The sequence below is a fragment of the Nitrospira sp. genome, assembly GCA_029194675.1.
In the GTDB taxonomy this organism is placed as follows: domain Bacteria; phylum Nitrospirota; class Nitrospiria; order Nitrospirales; family Nitrospiraceae; genus Nitrospira_D.
Window position 1 is genome coordinate 1,318,831 of sequence record JARFXP010000001.1, and the last position, 14,444, is coordinate 1,333,274.

The window sequence follows — 14,444 nt, forward strand, 5'->3', positions numbered from 1 at the left end:
TGTTCTCCGGATGACAGAATCCCGCGCTGTCGGGTTAGCAGGCTGCGGAAAATTCGATTTGTCTGCTTCGACAAGCTTGTCCTGAGTCAGGCGAAGGGCTCATGCTTCGACAAGCTCAGCACGAACAGAAAACCTCAGTAAATTCAATGAGCGCTCGTTCGTCCTGAGGCTCTCGAAGGAGGAACGGGAGGTTTTCCGCGACTTGCTAGAAGCGGAGTGACCTGTCTCGGGGCATACCGTCTTTATGGAGCGTCTACAGGTGGCTTGAGCGCCATGTCCTTCTTCGGCATGACGGCGGTGGATGTGAGTCATGTGAATATGTTGGGTGCTGGTAACCCGCCGTGGCTCTGGCGGGTGCCTGGCCCTCTCCTCGCGCCCGTTAGGGAAGCCGAATCAAACCCTCGATCTGCTTGAGAACAGCGGCCAGGTCTTGAGGGGAGGAGGCGACAATCCGGTTTTCTTCCCCCTCATGTTTGTGATGAGGGTACGTCAGCAGGTGCCTATCTCGCTGGTGTCGGGTATTGTCATAGCGAAACACCAGTTTGCCGGTCTGATCCATGTACTGAAAGACGTACGTCAGTCGCTCAACGGAAGTCTCGGCGTCGATGAACTCTCGAAGGTGGAGGAGGGACCCGTCGCGAAAGTACAGATTCCCGCGAAGAAATCCTTCGTGGCTGCTTCGTTGGTCGAATGTCAGTTCGGAGGATTGGATGAATGGACAGGTATCGAGAATCTCGCGGATGCGTTGGAAGTAGGATTCAATTCGCAATGTGGAGCGTCTGCAAGGTGCCCGCTTTTTCCCGGAGCCGCTCAATCAGGCGCCATTCTCCTTCCCATTCGGCAAAGTCGAGGGACTCCGGCACTTCGCCGGCTTCGGCACGCCGCAGAAATTCTTGCGTCGACATTCCGTAGCGGGCTTCGAAGTCGCGCAGCCGTTGCTCGGTCCGCTGAATGCCGGCCTCCACTATCCGCAATTCGTTCTGGATCGCCGATTCGACCAATGGCTTCAGCGGATGCGAGCCGGAGGAGGTCAACGTCAGCTGTGTCATCGCAAATCCTTTTCCATGATGCCGTAATTGCCTGCATTATGGCAGGGATATCGAACATGGTCAATTGTACCATTCCGTCCGGAGGTGGGCTCATGAGGATACGCGCCTGCACCGGCAACGTCCTGGACGGACGTCGCTCCTGCTTGCTGAGAAAGTTCAGAATCTCAAAACCGAGGACCGATCTATCGGACGCAATGGAGTAAACGACTTCTTTTTTGCCGACGTCGGATTCTCGGCAGACGACTTCTTTCTTTTTGCTGAACCGTACGGAGAGCACATTGCCTCTACGATCATAAGTGATCCGAATCGGCGTCATAGACCGTGGCTACTTTCTTGATTCGATCGGTCAGATAGGCCGTGATGATGAACCCGTCACCGATTAATAGTTAACGGTCGGGGCCGGGTTCTTGATCCGTGGCAGGCTTCACCTGAATACGAGTTTTCGGCATCACCGCTGTGGCAGTACAAATCTTATTCTCTTCATCGATCCGGTGGTCGATGATCTTCACATCTTGCAAATATTCCTGAACAATCTCTTCACGAGTCAGCTCGATATCCTGTTCGCTCTCACGCCCCGATCGTTCGCGGACACGATCGATCATGTGCTCCTTGACCAACACGCGAATTTGCTTGGCCAAATCCGTCCGAGCCGAAAGCTCCGAGACACGGCGGCAGACGACCGCGCCTTTGCTTAAATCCCCCTGGCCCTTGCCGACCCAATAATGATCTGAAGAATACGAGTCGTGGCCGACCTCGGCTGAATACCTGACCGAGGAAGAGTCTGCTGTTTCCCCCCCCTGGTGGTTCTTGAGCTGATCGAACGATCGTTCAGCCCTTGTCCTGACATCCTCCGTGTCAGTCGCCTGCACGCTGGTGACGACCAGTCCCTCGATAAGGCACAGACCCACGACGATGGCGATCTTGACCGATCCCTTCACGGCCTCCCTCCACGATAGTACTGGCCTGGCTGCTGCTGAACCGGACCTTGTCCTGGTTGGATCATGGGCTGATGATCGCTCTGAAGCCGTCCCTGAGGTGCTCGATGAATGATCTCGTTCGACGTGCGTGGGACGCCCGACAGCCCGGGAGGGGGAACAAGCTCATGGTTCGGCATTCGAGGAGGCCTGCTCCCAGGCCTCGGTGGCTGGGGCGGACCCTGTGGTTGCCGGTTGGTGATAATCTGCTGCGCGATTGCGACGTGTGAATTGGCCGGCGAAAGACCGCTGGCGCTGTTCAGCAAACCCTGGGAGATACCAACCGGCGAGACCAGCACCCAATTCGTCCAGGCTTGCGACACCATCGCGTTGGATTGCACACGATTGAGAATTTCCTTCCGCTTTTGGGCTGCCTGCTGCACTTGATCCGGCGTTGCCGCATTTCCGAGAGTCTGATTGATGGCATTGAGTTCCTCTTGCAGCTGTTCATTTTCTTGTTTGAGCGCAGCCAGCTGAACACGGGCATCTTCGTTTTCGCGAAGCGCTGCGATCGCCCTCGCCACCTCGTCCGTATCCATCTGTGCGAGAAGATCCACTTTCACGACGACGACATCGCCATCCAACGTCGTGGCGACCTGTTGGTTGAGCACGATCGCCAATCCGGCCGTATAGGACCGGATTTCGTCTTTGGTCACATCCATATCATGAACGACCGTGACGCTCTCCAGGTACGTTGCAACCTGTTCGAGCGCATTCCGTTTGGCCACTTCTGTGGCGAGCCTGATTGCGTCTTCCCGGGTGTCGCGGTTCCCCATGCGATGCTCACCCTGGGCATTGACGACCCTGATTTCAGCGAGCGCAGGGCAAGCGGCCACGCACGCCGCGAGCGCGAGAAAATAGGCAATAGGTCGATAGGATTTATAAGCAGGCAGAAACCGGGAAAGAGGCGGTTGATGGAATGATCGATCGAACATCGCCCACCCCTTCTCGCCCCGCGCGTGGATGGAAACGGTCAGCGGTTTCAGCATAGCACCCGGAAGGCGGTTCCGCCAGCAATCGCCAGATGCCTCCCCCACCTTGCCTTCTGGAAAATTTGCATGTTAGGGTACCATTCTTACGTTTAGGATACATGCGGGTGATACTTCGCTATGACACATCCCTCACAGCTTCTTCGCTCGATCCTTGTCGGTCTCCTGACCGTTTTGCTTGAAACCGGGCTCCACGCGTCTGTTGATGCGGCCACTACACTTGGAAGGGAAACCATTCCTACCGGCTCTCCTACGGAATTTGTCATCCTTTTCGTCTTGGAGGGGTTGAGCCAGGAGTCGCTTAATGGTGGCACGATGCCGGTCCTGGGCAAGCTCATCAAGGAAGGGTCGGTGACCTGGTCCGCGAGCGGGGTCAAGCCGGCCCTACGCTTGCCTACAATGGCCTCGCTGGTGACCGGGATGCCGGTCGAAAAACACGGGATTACCTGGAATTTCTTCGAATTCAGCCGAGGCTACCCTCGCTCACCCAGCCTATTCGACTATCTGGATTTGAGTGGAGGTCGCGACAGTGCCATCTTTTATATGGATGAGTCCCTGTATCAGCTCGCCAAGCCGGAGCCCTACACCGACTATCAGCTCTGCGGGGCATTGCGGCCCGAGTGCGGCTCTCAGAAACTCGTCGCCTACATCCAGCAGTATCTACAAAAGGCAACCAGCGGACACGGATATGGGCATGCGATTCTCTCATTGCCTCATTTGTTGGTTGTTCATCTTCCGGAAGCCGGTCGGGCCGGTGTGGCACAGGGTTGGAATTCCAAAGAGTATCGTGACGCGTTGCGAACCGTCGATACTGCGATGAAGTCTATACTTGACCTATTCAAAGAATACTCACTCTTAGACCGCACAACCATCCTCGTCACTGCCCTGAGCGGGAAGGGAACCGACGCCGGAGCCGAGTCCCCAACGACCGATTCACCGGTTGTTCCATGGATTGTCTCCGGTGTTGGGATTAAGCAGGGACAGACCATCCGCCAACCGGTATCAATCATCGATACCGGGGCCACCGTCATGCGAATCCTAGGACTCAACACCCACACGGAGTGGGACAGCAAAGTCGTGGAAGAAATCTTCAAAACCGCTGCGGCGACGTCTGCGATGCCGCCCGTCAAGAAACCCTGATATCCATGCTCCACAATATTGCGATACGACACTGGTTCCCGGTATTCAGTCTGGTGCTGACAGGCCTGGTGACCATGGGCTCTACCGACGCAGGGTTCGCCGGAGAGCCGCCGCCCACCCGACTCACAGAACACCCGATCATCATCGATGCGACCAAGTTGGTCCCTGTTTCATGGTGGCAGGTACCGGGCGTGACACCGTCGATTTGGGGCTCGGATCCTGAGTCGCTCGACGCTCCCAAAACGTCGGAACTCCGCGAACTGCGGCTGAAACCTGGCAAGTACAAATTCATCAGCTTTACCTTCGATTTTCCCTTTACGGTGAATCTCAACGGCACTCTCGACTTTTCAAAATCCTTGGATCAATGTGTCGAAGGTCGCGGAACACAGACCTTGGTGGTGTTGTGCAAACGCACGTACCCACATGGCGGGCAGCGCGACGCCTATTACGATCAGAAGCCGAACGATGGCTGACGTGCTCGAAGATCTTTTAGAAGCGCTTGAAGATGTGGACGATGCCACCCGTGAGGAGGCGGCAAGGACGCTTGCCGACATGGCCGATCCAGCTACCTTGGACGCGCTGATCGGCGCCTGCGACGATGACTTCTGGTCCGTGCGGGCCCATGCCGGCTGCGGCCTCGCAAAAATCGGCGGACCGAAGGCGTTCGAAGCCCTGATCGGCCTGTTCAACGATTCCATCATGGAGGTTCGCGATCAGGCCGTCGAGGCCACGGCGAGGATGGGCCCGATCGTGCTTGATCGGCTGGTGACCGCCGTGAAAGATGAGCGTTGGCGTGTACGGGAACATGCCGCCAAGGCGGCCGGCAAAATCAAGGATTCAAGAGCCGTCGACGCGCTGATCGGCGCCTGTCGCGACAGGGACGGGGCCGTCAAGAGCGCGGCGGCGGAAGCCTTGGGCAGAATCGCCGATCCGAAAGCCATCCCGGCTCTGATCAAGCTGTTTCGAGATTCTTCTAAAATCGTGCGCGAGACGGCCGGAACGGCGTTGGTCTACATCGGGCATCCCTCGGTCGATCCGTTGATCGAAAGTCTCAAGGACAAAGATTTTGTGGTTCGATGTCACGCGGCTCGTGCGTTGGGCGGGATGACCACCGACTATCAAATCGGCAGATCCTGGGTACGAGACGCAAAGGTCGTGGATGCCTTGATCGGCATCTTGAAGGATCCTGATCGAGCCGTTCGCGAAGACGCGACCATCGCGTTAGGCATGATCGGCGACCCCCGGGCGATCGATGCGCTGGTAGAAGCCATGAAGGACGGAGCGGTGAAGCGCCATGCCATTGCCTCACTCGGCATGATCGGCGATTCGCGCGCCCTCCCAGCCGTATTGGACGCCTTGAAGGGCAAAGGCATCAAGCAAGAGGGCTCGCCGACACCCGGTTGCATCGTCAGCGAAGATGCGTTCATCAAGGAGGCCGCAGCCACCGCTCTCGGTCAATTTCGCGACCCTCTCGTGATTCCGGATTTGATTATGTTGCTGAAGGACGGGGTCTTGCGGGAAAAAGCGGCGGCGGCGCTGGCGGTGATCGGTGACGCGGCCATCGAACCCTTGATTGCTTTTCTCTATGACCCCAAAGCCTCTGAAGTTGAGGCTGAGAAGGAACGGGTGCTTTCTTATGCGTCTGTTCGACTGACCGCAAAAGACGCCTTGAAGCAGATCACGCTCGAGACTTTGGAAAAGCTTGGATGGACGCCTCCTGATGAACAGATAGAAATCAGCTCGAGCCAGGCCGACAATCTGCGCGTCGATCGGCCGTTAGGTCAAACCGGGCGCTTTGGCCCGTCCGGCGACCTCGTGTGAGGATGCCGCAAGAGTTTCCTGAAGTGACCCGCTGAATTCTGTACGGACAACCATATGATCGATGCGGTCGCAGAGCAGATTGCGGCACTCAAGGACCAAGATTGGGCTATCCGCCAGGAGGCAGCCGGTCTTCTCGGTACCTTCAAAGACCCCTGTGCTGTCGCTCCTCTGGTGTCGCTACTACGAGACCCGGACCGTTCAGTCCGGGACGCGGCAATTGAAGCCTTGCGCTCGATCGGAGCACCGGCCGTCGAGACGGTGGGGACCTGCCTCACTGAACCGGATCTCTCTATCCAGGAATCAGCGTCCGCAATCTTAGCCGCCATCGCGGATGAGCGGGTGCTCGCTCCGCTCATCAAGGCGCTGCACAGCGGCGACTGGATCGTTCGAATGCAGGCCGCCAAGGCCTTGGGTCGGGTACGGAACGCAGACGCGGTCGAGCCGCTCATTCCACTGCTTCAAGACAAGGTCAAAGCGGTTCGTGAGGAGGCGGCTCTCGCTCTGGCCGCCATCGGCGATGCGGCGATTCCATCCCTCTTGAAGGCGTTGCGGCATGAGGACTGGCTCGTTCGTCTCCACGCGGTGGAATCGTTGGGGAAGGCTAAATCGAAACAGGCTGTGGAAGCTCTGTTGTCGGTGTTGTTCAACGATCGAGATTCGGCGGTTCGCGAAGATGCCGTGCGAGCGCTCGGCGAGATCGGCGACCCGCGAGCAGTCGAATTCCTATTGACGGCGATGCGGGAGCCGGGATTGCGGACATTGGCGGTTGAAGCGCTTGGCCGCATCGGTGATGCTCGTGCGGTTCCCCTGCTGATCGACGTCCTTCTAGGAGCCGGCCGTCCACCTGTGACGAGAACAGTGGCCGGCTGCGGGGACCAGTGGAATGAAGAATTCATAACACAAGACGCGGCGGCGCGAGCGCTCGGGGCGATCGGCGACGAGAGGGCAATCCCTTCGCTCGTCTCGGCACTGAACCAGACCTTTACGAGAACTGAAGCGGCGGCGGCTCTGGCCAAATTCGGGGCGAAAGTTATTCCATTGCTGCTTCCACTGCTGAACGAGCCTCGCGATGAAAATCTCCTGTTTCACGTCCGTGAAACGTTGGCGTCAGCAGGATGGAAAACCGGCAGGCGATCACAGACCGGTAAAACATAGTTTCAGGATTAGGCCGTTCCGCTACTGAATGTCATGTCGAAAGAAGCGATTGAGACGCTGGTCTCCGAATTGATCCATGAAGAGGATTGGCGCCGTATGCGAGCGACGGCCGCCTGTGTGGCCGGCGGTCCTCGTTCGGTTCAGGCGCTCATCGAAGCTTTACGGTCCGGGCCTACCGAGCTGAAGAAAGAAGCGGCGGCGATGCTGGCGCGAATCAAGGATCCACATGCCGGTGTTGCCCTCGTCGGACTCCTTGAAGATCATGAAGAGGTCGTCCGGAAAGCAGGTGCGGCAGCCCTTGAACAGATGGCGGGTGTGCTCGACACGGACACAGCCAGGGCATTAGTTTCATTGCTGCCGAAGACTTCGGAAAGCCATGAACGGCAGACCTTGACCCACCTGATTGGGGCGATTCCCACATCCGTCCTCCCCCTATGCGAAATGCTCAAACATCCGGATCAGGATGCGCAAGTCGCGGCCGCATTGATGCTGGATCAATTATTGGATCCTCGTTCCATCGATGCATTCATCGATGCCATGGGCCAGCCGGCTGTGCGGAATATCGCCGTTGGGACATTGAAGAAGCTGAGCGCAATCCGCGAACGAATCGATGGGACGTTCGATGCGTTGCGGGAGGTCGAAGGAGCCGGCGAGCGCGAGGAAGCGCGGATGGCGACGGTCATCGACCTACTCGGGATCGGGCGCCCGAGCGTGGGGATCCTTATCGAGTATCTGGAAGACGACGACTGGCTCGTGCGCGAGGCAGCGGCTGACCTACTGGGGAAAATCGGCGATGTGCGAGCCGTCGAACCATTAATGAAGCGGCTGGAACAGGACAAGGATACCGGAGTCAAGGAGTTGGCGATCAAAGCCCTTGGACTGATCGGCGATGCGCGCCCCTCCCGGCTCTATCTAGAGGCCATTCCCATCCGCCCACTGCGGGTGTATGCCATGGAGGCCTTGGCCAAGATCAAGGAGGTGGGGGTCCTGCGTCCGCACAAGGAACTCTTCGACCGACTCCGAACGGATCGTGACGGCCTGGTGGCCTATAATGCCGGCTTGATCGCCGACAAGCTCGAAGCCATCACGGCCATGGAAAGCCAGGCCCACAAAGAGGATATTAAGAATGACTGAACAGGGCGCATCCGAGCGAATCGAACAACTCATACAGGCATTGCACGACGAGAACGAAGCGTTGCGCGAGCACGCCATCGCGAGCCTCGGCCAAAGCGGACCGGAGGCACTGCCTCGGCTGATCGACCTGATGACCGATGAAGATGCGGTGATTCGAGAGGCGGCCACCAGTGCGGTCGTACGGATAGGCCCCTCGGTCATCGAACCGATGATCGACGCGCTGCAAGATGACTCTTGGGCGATCCGAGAACAGGCAGCCTCGGCTCTCGGCAAGTTGCGGGACCGACGCGCCGTCGAACCTCTCGTCAGGGCGATTAAGGATCGAGACGGAGCGGTGCGGACGGCAGCGGTGTGGGCGCTCGAACGAATCGGCGATCCACAAGCAGTGCCCGGGCTCATCGAGGCCCTCATGGACAGCACTCTGCGCGAGGATGCAGCCCGAGTCTTGAAGAAGATCGGCGACGTGCGGGCGGTCGAGGCGCTGATCGACGGACTCTTGGGTTCCAATTGGATGGTTCGCCGCCATGCGGCTGAGGCGCTGGGCAAGATCGGCGATCATCGAGGAGTCACCCCATTGATAGAGTCGCTGCAAGACGAGGACTGGCTGGTCAGACGCAATGCCGCCGAATCACTCGCGCGGCTTGGCGCGAAAGAAGCCATTCAACCCTTGCTGGTGCTGCGCGAGGACGAGAACACCATGGTCCAGGAAACAGTCGAGGCCGTGCTGGCCAGTCTTGGCTGGACCCCCGAACCGCAATAACTCAAACCAAAGGGGACACATGCCCATGGCAGATGAAGCTCCGAAGCTGATTCAGATCGCTCCGAAAGGCGGAGACAAGAAAGACGGTTTCAACTTGGTGACAGAGCGTGTCGTGGCGGTCAACCCTGAGAGCAGACAGCTCGAGGTCGAACTCTTGGCCTACGATGGTAAGACGGTCTTGCTGGAGGTGGCCGAAGAGGCGCTGGAGGACCTCAAAAGGATCAGGGCGGGAGACGGCGCCACGATTCGAGTGGTGGAAGAAAACGGCAAGCGCATCGCGAAGAGCTTCAGGATTCGCCCCAAAGATCCGAACGCCGCCAGGGCCGACGCCATGTTGCTCGACCTAAGAGATTCGCACTGGCTGAATCGGAAGTATGCGGCGGAGGTCTTGGGTGAGTTGAAAGATCCCCGCGCCGTCGATCCCTTGGTAGAGGCGTTGACCGATGAAGTCGGTGACGTGCGGCAACGGGCCTATGATTCGTTGATCAAACTCGGTGGCCCATCCGTGCCTTCACTGATTCCGTTATTGGTGTCCGAAGAGGACGAAATTCGTCAATCCGCCACCGAGATTCTCCGGAAGATCGGCAAACCGGCCGTCGAGCCGCTGGCCACCGCACTGGCCGAAGCCGATGATCGGCTGAAGACCCGAATCATGAAGGTGCTCGATCGAATGGGGTACAAGCCGAAAACCAAAGACCAGGCCAAGCCCGAGTTGCCGAGGCTGACCTAGCCTTACTAGGACTGTCCGGATGTTGAAGGATGTTTGCTGGGTCGGCCCACCGAGATGTGGTGGAATCCATGACTGACGACACGGTCAGGATCGTAGACGTTCCGCAAATCGATGAGGACGGGCGATTTCATGATCCTTTTCAGTCTTTCAAAGTCGAGATTCCTGAATTGATTCCATTCGGTCATAATGATCAGCGCGTCCGTTCCCTCAGCAGCGTCATAGGGATCTGCACAGGGCTTTAGTGCCGATAGCGTCCGGTACGCTTCATCGAGCGCGATCGGATCATAGGCGCGTACGGTCGCCCCTTCGCTCAACAATTTCTGACTGATAACCAGCGCAGGGGCCTCCCGTAAATCATTCGTGTTGGGTTTGAACGAGAGTCCCAGCAGGCCCAAGGTTTTTCCCTTGAGCCCTCCCACCGCATCACGAATCTTGTCGACCATTCGACGTCGCTGATCATCGTTCACCTTGGATGCGGCAAGGGCAACCTGCACTGGATACCCAACTCGCTCTCCGGTCTGAATCAGCGCCGCCAAATCCTTTGGGAAGCAGGAACCTCCAAATCCGGCTCCAGCATGCAGAAACTTTGAGCCGATGCGGTTGTCCAGTCCCATCCCTTTGGCCACCATCTGCACGTTGGCCCCTAACCGTTCACATAGATTGGCCATTTCGTTGATGAATGAAATCTTCGTGGCCAAGAAGGCGTTTGAAGCATATTTGATCAGTTCAGCCGTGGGAATATCCGTGACGACGATCGGCGTCTCAATCAGGTACAGCGGACGATAGAGATCTTTCATAATGGCGACGGCCTGATCGCTGTCGGCTCCGATCACCACGCGATTCGGGCGCAGGAAGTCCTCGATCGCCGATCCTTCCCGTAGAAACTCCGGATTCGACACAATGTCGAACCGAAAGGCACTCGCTTGAGTTTTCGTGATGACTTCACGAAGTCGTTTACCAGTACCTACCGGCACCGTGGACTTGGTCACGATAACCTTGTATCCGGTCATGTGGCGCGCAATCCCTTTACCAACTTCTTCGACGTACGAGAGATCGGCGGAACCATCACCCCTCGGCGGAGTTCCAACGGCAATAAAGATAACCAGCGCTTTATCGACAGCCTTGGCAATATCGGTGGTGAAGCTCAGTCGGCCTTCTCGAACCCCCTTGGCCACCAATTCCGTAATCCCCGGCTCATAGAACGGGACTTCGCCTTTTTCGAGCTTTTCAATTCTTCGGCTGTCGCTGTCCATGCAGGTGACGTGGACGCCGAACTCGGCAAAGCAGGCGCCCGTCACCAAGCCGACATACCCGGTGCCAATCACACTAATGTGCATCGAACGACCCTCCTCAATGGCTGAATCGGGAGAAAGTATAGCAGTCAGTGCAAGGAGGGAGCAACGAATCCACACCTACTTATCACCGCTGTCCTTTCGTTGACTCTCGGAAAATGCGTTGAGTACAATCCGACGCCCTCTCTGACTCGATAATGAGAGAGACTCTGCACCTTCATCGAATCGATGACTGTTCATCCTCCACGAATTCCCCGCTGGTTCTTGCTCGTGACCGCCCTCGTCACCGGTGCGGTGGTGATGGCCTTGGAAATTTTGGGCAGTCGGCTGTTGGCTCCCGTATTTGGCAGCTCGCTGTTTGTCTGGGGCGCGTTGATAGGAGTGATCTTGGCCGCCATGAGCAGTGGGTACGCGTTCGGTGGGTGGATCTCCGACCGCTATACCGGCGGACATGTGTTGGCGGCCTTGCTCCTTTTTTCAGGAAGCTGGACGTTTATAGTCGCGTGGGCGAACCAACCCATTCTGTTTGAGATCGAGAAGATGGCGCAAGACCCTCGCTGGGGCCCTTGCCTCGCCGCGACTGTGCTCCTCGCCCCTCCTGCGTTCGGGCTTAGCGGCGTCTTGCCGGCCATGTTGCGTTTGGCGGTCGCAGACATGGATCACCTTGGTCGCCAGACAGGCCGCATGATCGCCCTGTCGACCGTCGGCAGTCTGGCCGGCACCTGGGGCACTGCATTCTTTCTCTTATCGTGGATCGGAAGCCAATCGTTGATCGCCTGGCTGGGTGGCATTCAGCTAGGGCTTGGAGTCTTATGGCTTGTAAAAGGCACCTCGACCGGCCGGTTCGTACTGCTGATCATTCTCGGCTGTTGCACGCTCCTGGGAGCCATAGCCCTCCACCCACTCCAACGATTGAAGGTCCCCATCTATCAAGAGGAGAGTCCTTATCAGCAGGTCCGTATTCGCGAAGATGATCTCTTCCGGTATCTCGTGTTGGATCGTACCTTTCACGCTACGATGTGGAAAGTCGACCCGACTTCCCTTTTTCTCCCCTACAGCCAAATGATGGTGGCTTCGCTGGCACTGGTGTCCGAGCCGAAGCGCGGCCTCATTCTCGGTCATGGCGGTGGTTCGTTGGCGAAATGGTTGGCACGGCACTGGCCGGCGTTGGAATTGGACATCGTGGAATTCGACCCAGTCGTCGTCCGCATGGCCGAAGAGTATTTTGATTATCGCCCGCCGGCCAATCATCATGTCTTTGTGAAGGACGGTCGAGCCTTTCTCAACTCGACGGATCACACGTACGATGTCATGTGGATCGATGCGTTCGCGCGAGACATGATCCCTTTTCACCTCACCACGACGGAGTTTTACTCCTTAGTCCGAACGCACCTGAACCCGGAGGGCATCGTCGCTGTTAATCTGGCCTCGTCCGGCAAGGAAGGTGATCTCGCTCGAGCTGCCGCAGTCGTACAAACCATGAAACAGGCTTTTCCCGTTCTCACCACCTTCGCTGTCGAGGGGCCGTGGAAGACAGGCATGACCCCGGCAAAAAATCTGGTCTTCTTTGGAGGCCGTCTCATCGAACGCGAATCAGTCGACCATCTCGTGGCAAAGATTACCGAGATGGCGATGAATCAGCGCCTGCCGCGTGAGGCGATCGCGCTGTTGACCACTCGTCGGACCGAGCCTTGGCCGACCGGCGTCGTCTTGAGCGACGATTTTGCTCCCTACGATCTTCTCCTCGGGCGAGAACGATCACGATTGATGGAATGAGGTCCGCGTCCAATGGCGCACAGTAACGAAGGGACGACCCCTGCACTGTCCGATGACCACACGCGTCGACCCTTGGAAGCCCCACCCCCAAGACACACTCAAGGACATGCGCGATCGCGCGATTCTCGCCACCCTGCTCTATCACGGGATACGGCGGGAAGAACTGTGCAGTCTCAAAGTGAAAGATCTGCAGAGCCGCCAGGGCGTGATTCACTTCAAGGTGAAGGGCAAGCGCGGGAAGATTCGCTTCGTGCCGGCGCACGCGCAGGCCCAGCGGTTGATCGAAAGCTATCTCCTCATGGCTGGCCACGGCGACGATAAGGACGGTCCGCTCTTCCGGCCGGTGCGCAACAACCGCACGGGTGAGCTGGAGCGGCCGCTCAATCCGAATTCGCTTTATAGAAACGTGGTCAGGAAATACGGGCAAGCAACCGGTTTGAATATCGAAGTGAACGGGCTGTGTGTACATTCGATGCGAGCGACGGCCGCCACGAACGCGCTTTCGCATGAAGCCGACATCGCGAAGGTGCAGGAATGGCTCGGCCATGCGAATGTTTCGACGACCCGACTCTACGATCGGCGGAAAACAAGGCCGGAGGACTCGCCTACCTTTCGGGTGCGGTATTAAAGCGCGAGGGAGTGGCGGATGCTTCCGCTCCTCAAAAGCATATCTCTCACATCAACTAAGGGGTAATTTCCTAGCCAAAGATGGGATGAGAGGAGGGCTTGTACGTTCGTGCAAGCCCTCCTCTCACCTTACGCCACCAGCGCAATAGCTGCTCCTATATAAGGACCGTATGTCTTGCAGGCTTCAATCGCCGCGTCTAGAGGTGCCGTCCAATCCATGCTAGCTCTTGCAGATGCTTCTAAATGCCACCCTTCGGATAAAGCGTCCCAGTTCGCCGCTATATCAGGATTATTTCCAGTGTTATTCCAGTCATAATCGCGAGATCCGGCAGTGATTGTACCCCCCATGTGGCCACTCGTCGCCATGGTAAATAGCCGCCCATTATTGGCTCTTATCGCTACCCCGAGAGATACGCTTTCGTCAGGAAAGCCTGAGTTATGGAAATGACCGCTGAACTGAAAGGACCCGTCTGGGTATAATGCCACATGCGCATTGCCACCTACAGGTATACCGTTACCAAACACGATCGGTCCCCAATCCCAAACTACATTAGGGATGAATGGCTTGGGTGGCGGAGGAGGAGCCTGCGGTGGATCCTCGGTAGGATGCAAAGCTAACCATATAGCGCTATTCTTCTTATCTAAAGCGGCTAGGTCTAGGGTAGGCTTGTAAGTGTGACCGAAGCGCACCATGTGGTTTTCAGCATGTAAGTGGGCTTGTGTCATGTTATGGAAAAGATTCCCTTTTTGTTTTTTGGGTTCGGTAGGCGGCATGAGTTATTTCCTTCCTATAAAAGGTTACTACGTTAAGAGTTAGCGTTCGATCATCTAAGCCGTGTACCTCACTTATATTGGTATTATTACCTGTATTGAGACGCCAACAGAAAATGAAGTGACCGTAGATGGATTGCCAATTTCATGATCCTTGCTCTTTACGATCCAAGTGTGAACTCCTTTCTGGTCAATTGTTGTTTGCTGCTCACATCGTTGCTCCCTC

Annotated in this window: 15 protein-coding genes; 9 read left to right on the plus strand and 6 right to left on the minus strand. The window is 57.1% G+C overall.

What is annotated here, in order from left to right:
• Positions 1-379: 379 nt before the first annotated feature.
• The 4 genes from P0120_06310 to P0120_06325 form a co-directional block, all read right to left on the minus strand.
• Positions 380-769 (minus strand): DUF6516 family protein, encoded by a 390-nt coding sequence (locus tag P0120_06310; GenBank protein MDF0673941.1) that lies wholly within the window; start codon positions 767-769, stop codon positions 380-382.
• Positions 759-1,049: a hypothetical protein gene (locus tag P0120_06315; protein ID MDF0673942.1), complete on the minus strand. Its 291-nt coding sequence runs from the start codon at positions 1,047-1,049 to the stop codon at positions 759-761. Before P0120_06315 ends, P0120_06310 begins: the two co-directional genes overlap by 11 nt.
• Before the next feature lie 386 nt (positions 1,050-1,435).
• On the minus strand, positions 1,436-1,987 hold the full coding sequence (locus tag P0120_06320) for a hypothetical protein (protein MDF0673943.1): 552 nt from the start codon (positions 1,985-1,987) through the stop codon (positions 1,436-1,438).
• Positions 1,984-3,060, minus strand: coding sequence for a hypothetical protein (locus P0120_06325; protein MDF0673944.1), 1,077 nt, complete (start codon positions 3,058-3,060; stop codon positions 1,984-1,986). Before P0120_06325 ends, P0120_06320 begins: the two co-directional genes overlap by 4 nt.
• A 72-nt stretch (positions 3,061-3,132) precedes the next feature.
• Here P0120_06325 and P0120_06330 point away from each other — a divergent pair, with 72 nt between their 5' ends.
• From P0120_06330 to P0120_06360, 7 genes are read left to right on the plus strand one after another with little or no spacing between them, the layout of a single operon-like run.
• Entirely contained in the window at positions 3,133-4,152 is a 1,020-nt protein-coding gene (locus P0120_06330) for an alkaline phosphatase family protein (GenBank protein MDF0673945.1), read from the plus strand.
• 5 nt (positions 4,153-4,157) lie between these two features.
• Positions 4,158-4,625: a hypothetical protein gene (locus tag P0120_06335; GenBank protein ID MDF0673946.1), complete on the plus strand. Its 468-nt coding sequence runs from the start codon at positions 4,158-4,160 to the stop codon at positions 4,623-4,625.
• Entirely contained in the window at positions 4,618-5,973 is a 1,356-nt protein-coding gene (locus P0120_06340; protein ID MDF0673947.1) for a HEAT repeat domain-containing protein, read from the plus strand. Before P0120_06335 ends, P0120_06340 begins: the two co-directional genes overlap by 8 nt.
• Before the next feature lie 54 nt (positions 5,974-6,027).
• Positions 6,028-7,128, plus strand: a complete 1,101-nt coding sequence (locus P0120_06345; GenBank protein ID MDF0673948.1) for a HEAT repeat domain-containing protein — start codon at positions 6,028-6,030, stop codon at positions 7,126-7,128.
• A gap of 33 nt (positions 7,129-7,161) precedes the next feature.
• Positions 7,162-8,262, plus strand: a complete 1,101-nt coding sequence (locus tag P0120_06350) for a HEAT repeat domain-containing protein (protein MDF0673949.1) — start codon at positions 7,162-7,164, stop codon at positions 8,260-8,262.
• Complete coding sequence (locus P0120_06355; protein MDF0673950.1) at positions 8,255-9,022, plus strand: HEAT repeat domain-containing protein; 768 nt, start codon at positions 8,255-8,257, stop codon at positions 9,020-9,022. The genes P0120_06350 and P0120_06355 overlap by 8 nt, the downstream gene beginning before the upstream one ends.
• Before the next feature lie 25 nt (positions 9,023-9,047).
• Positions 9,048-9,752: a HEAT repeat domain-containing protein gene (locus P0120_06360; protein ID MDF0673951.1), complete on the plus strand. Its 705-nt coding sequence runs from the start codon at positions 9,048-9,050 to the stop codon at positions 9,750-9,752.
• A gap of 5 nt (positions 9,753-9,757) precedes the next feature.
• On the opposite strand, the gene P0120_06365 is transcribed toward P0120_06360, so the two are convergent.
• Positions 9,758-11,089 (minus strand): UDP-glucose/GDP-mannose dehydrogenase family protein, encoded by a 1,332-nt coding sequence (locus P0120_06365; protein ID MDF0673952.1) that lies wholly within the window; start codon positions 11,087-11,089, stop codon positions 9,758-9,760.
• A 183-nt stretch (positions 11,090-11,272) separates the two neighbouring features.
• On the opposite strand from P0120_06365, the gene P0120_06370 reads away from it, so the two are divergent.
• The gene (locus P0120_06370; protein MDF0673953.1) at positions 11,273-12,820 is read left to right on the plus strand and encodes a fused MFS/spermidine synthase; all 1,548 of its coding nucleotides are present in this window, start codon (positions 11,273-11,275) and stop codon (positions 12,818-12,820) included.
• A 52-nt stretch (positions 12,821-12,872) separates the two neighbouring features.
• The gene (locus tag P0120_06375; GenBank protein MDF0673954.1) at positions 12,873-13,448 is read left to right on the plus strand and encodes a site-specific integrase; all 576 of its coding nucleotides are present in this window, start codon (positions 12,873-12,875) and stop codon (positions 13,446-13,448) included.
• A 128-nt stretch (positions 13,449-13,576) separates the two neighbouring features.
• Here P0120_06375 and P0120_06380 read toward each other — a convergent pair whose 3' ends face one another.
• Positions 13,577-14,221 (minus strand): hypothetical protein, encoded by a 645-nt coding sequence (locus P0120_06380; GenBank protein ID MDF0673955.1) that lies wholly within the window; start codon positions 14,219-14,221, stop codon positions 13,577-13,579.
• Positions 14,222-14,444 lie beyond the last annotated feature (223 nt).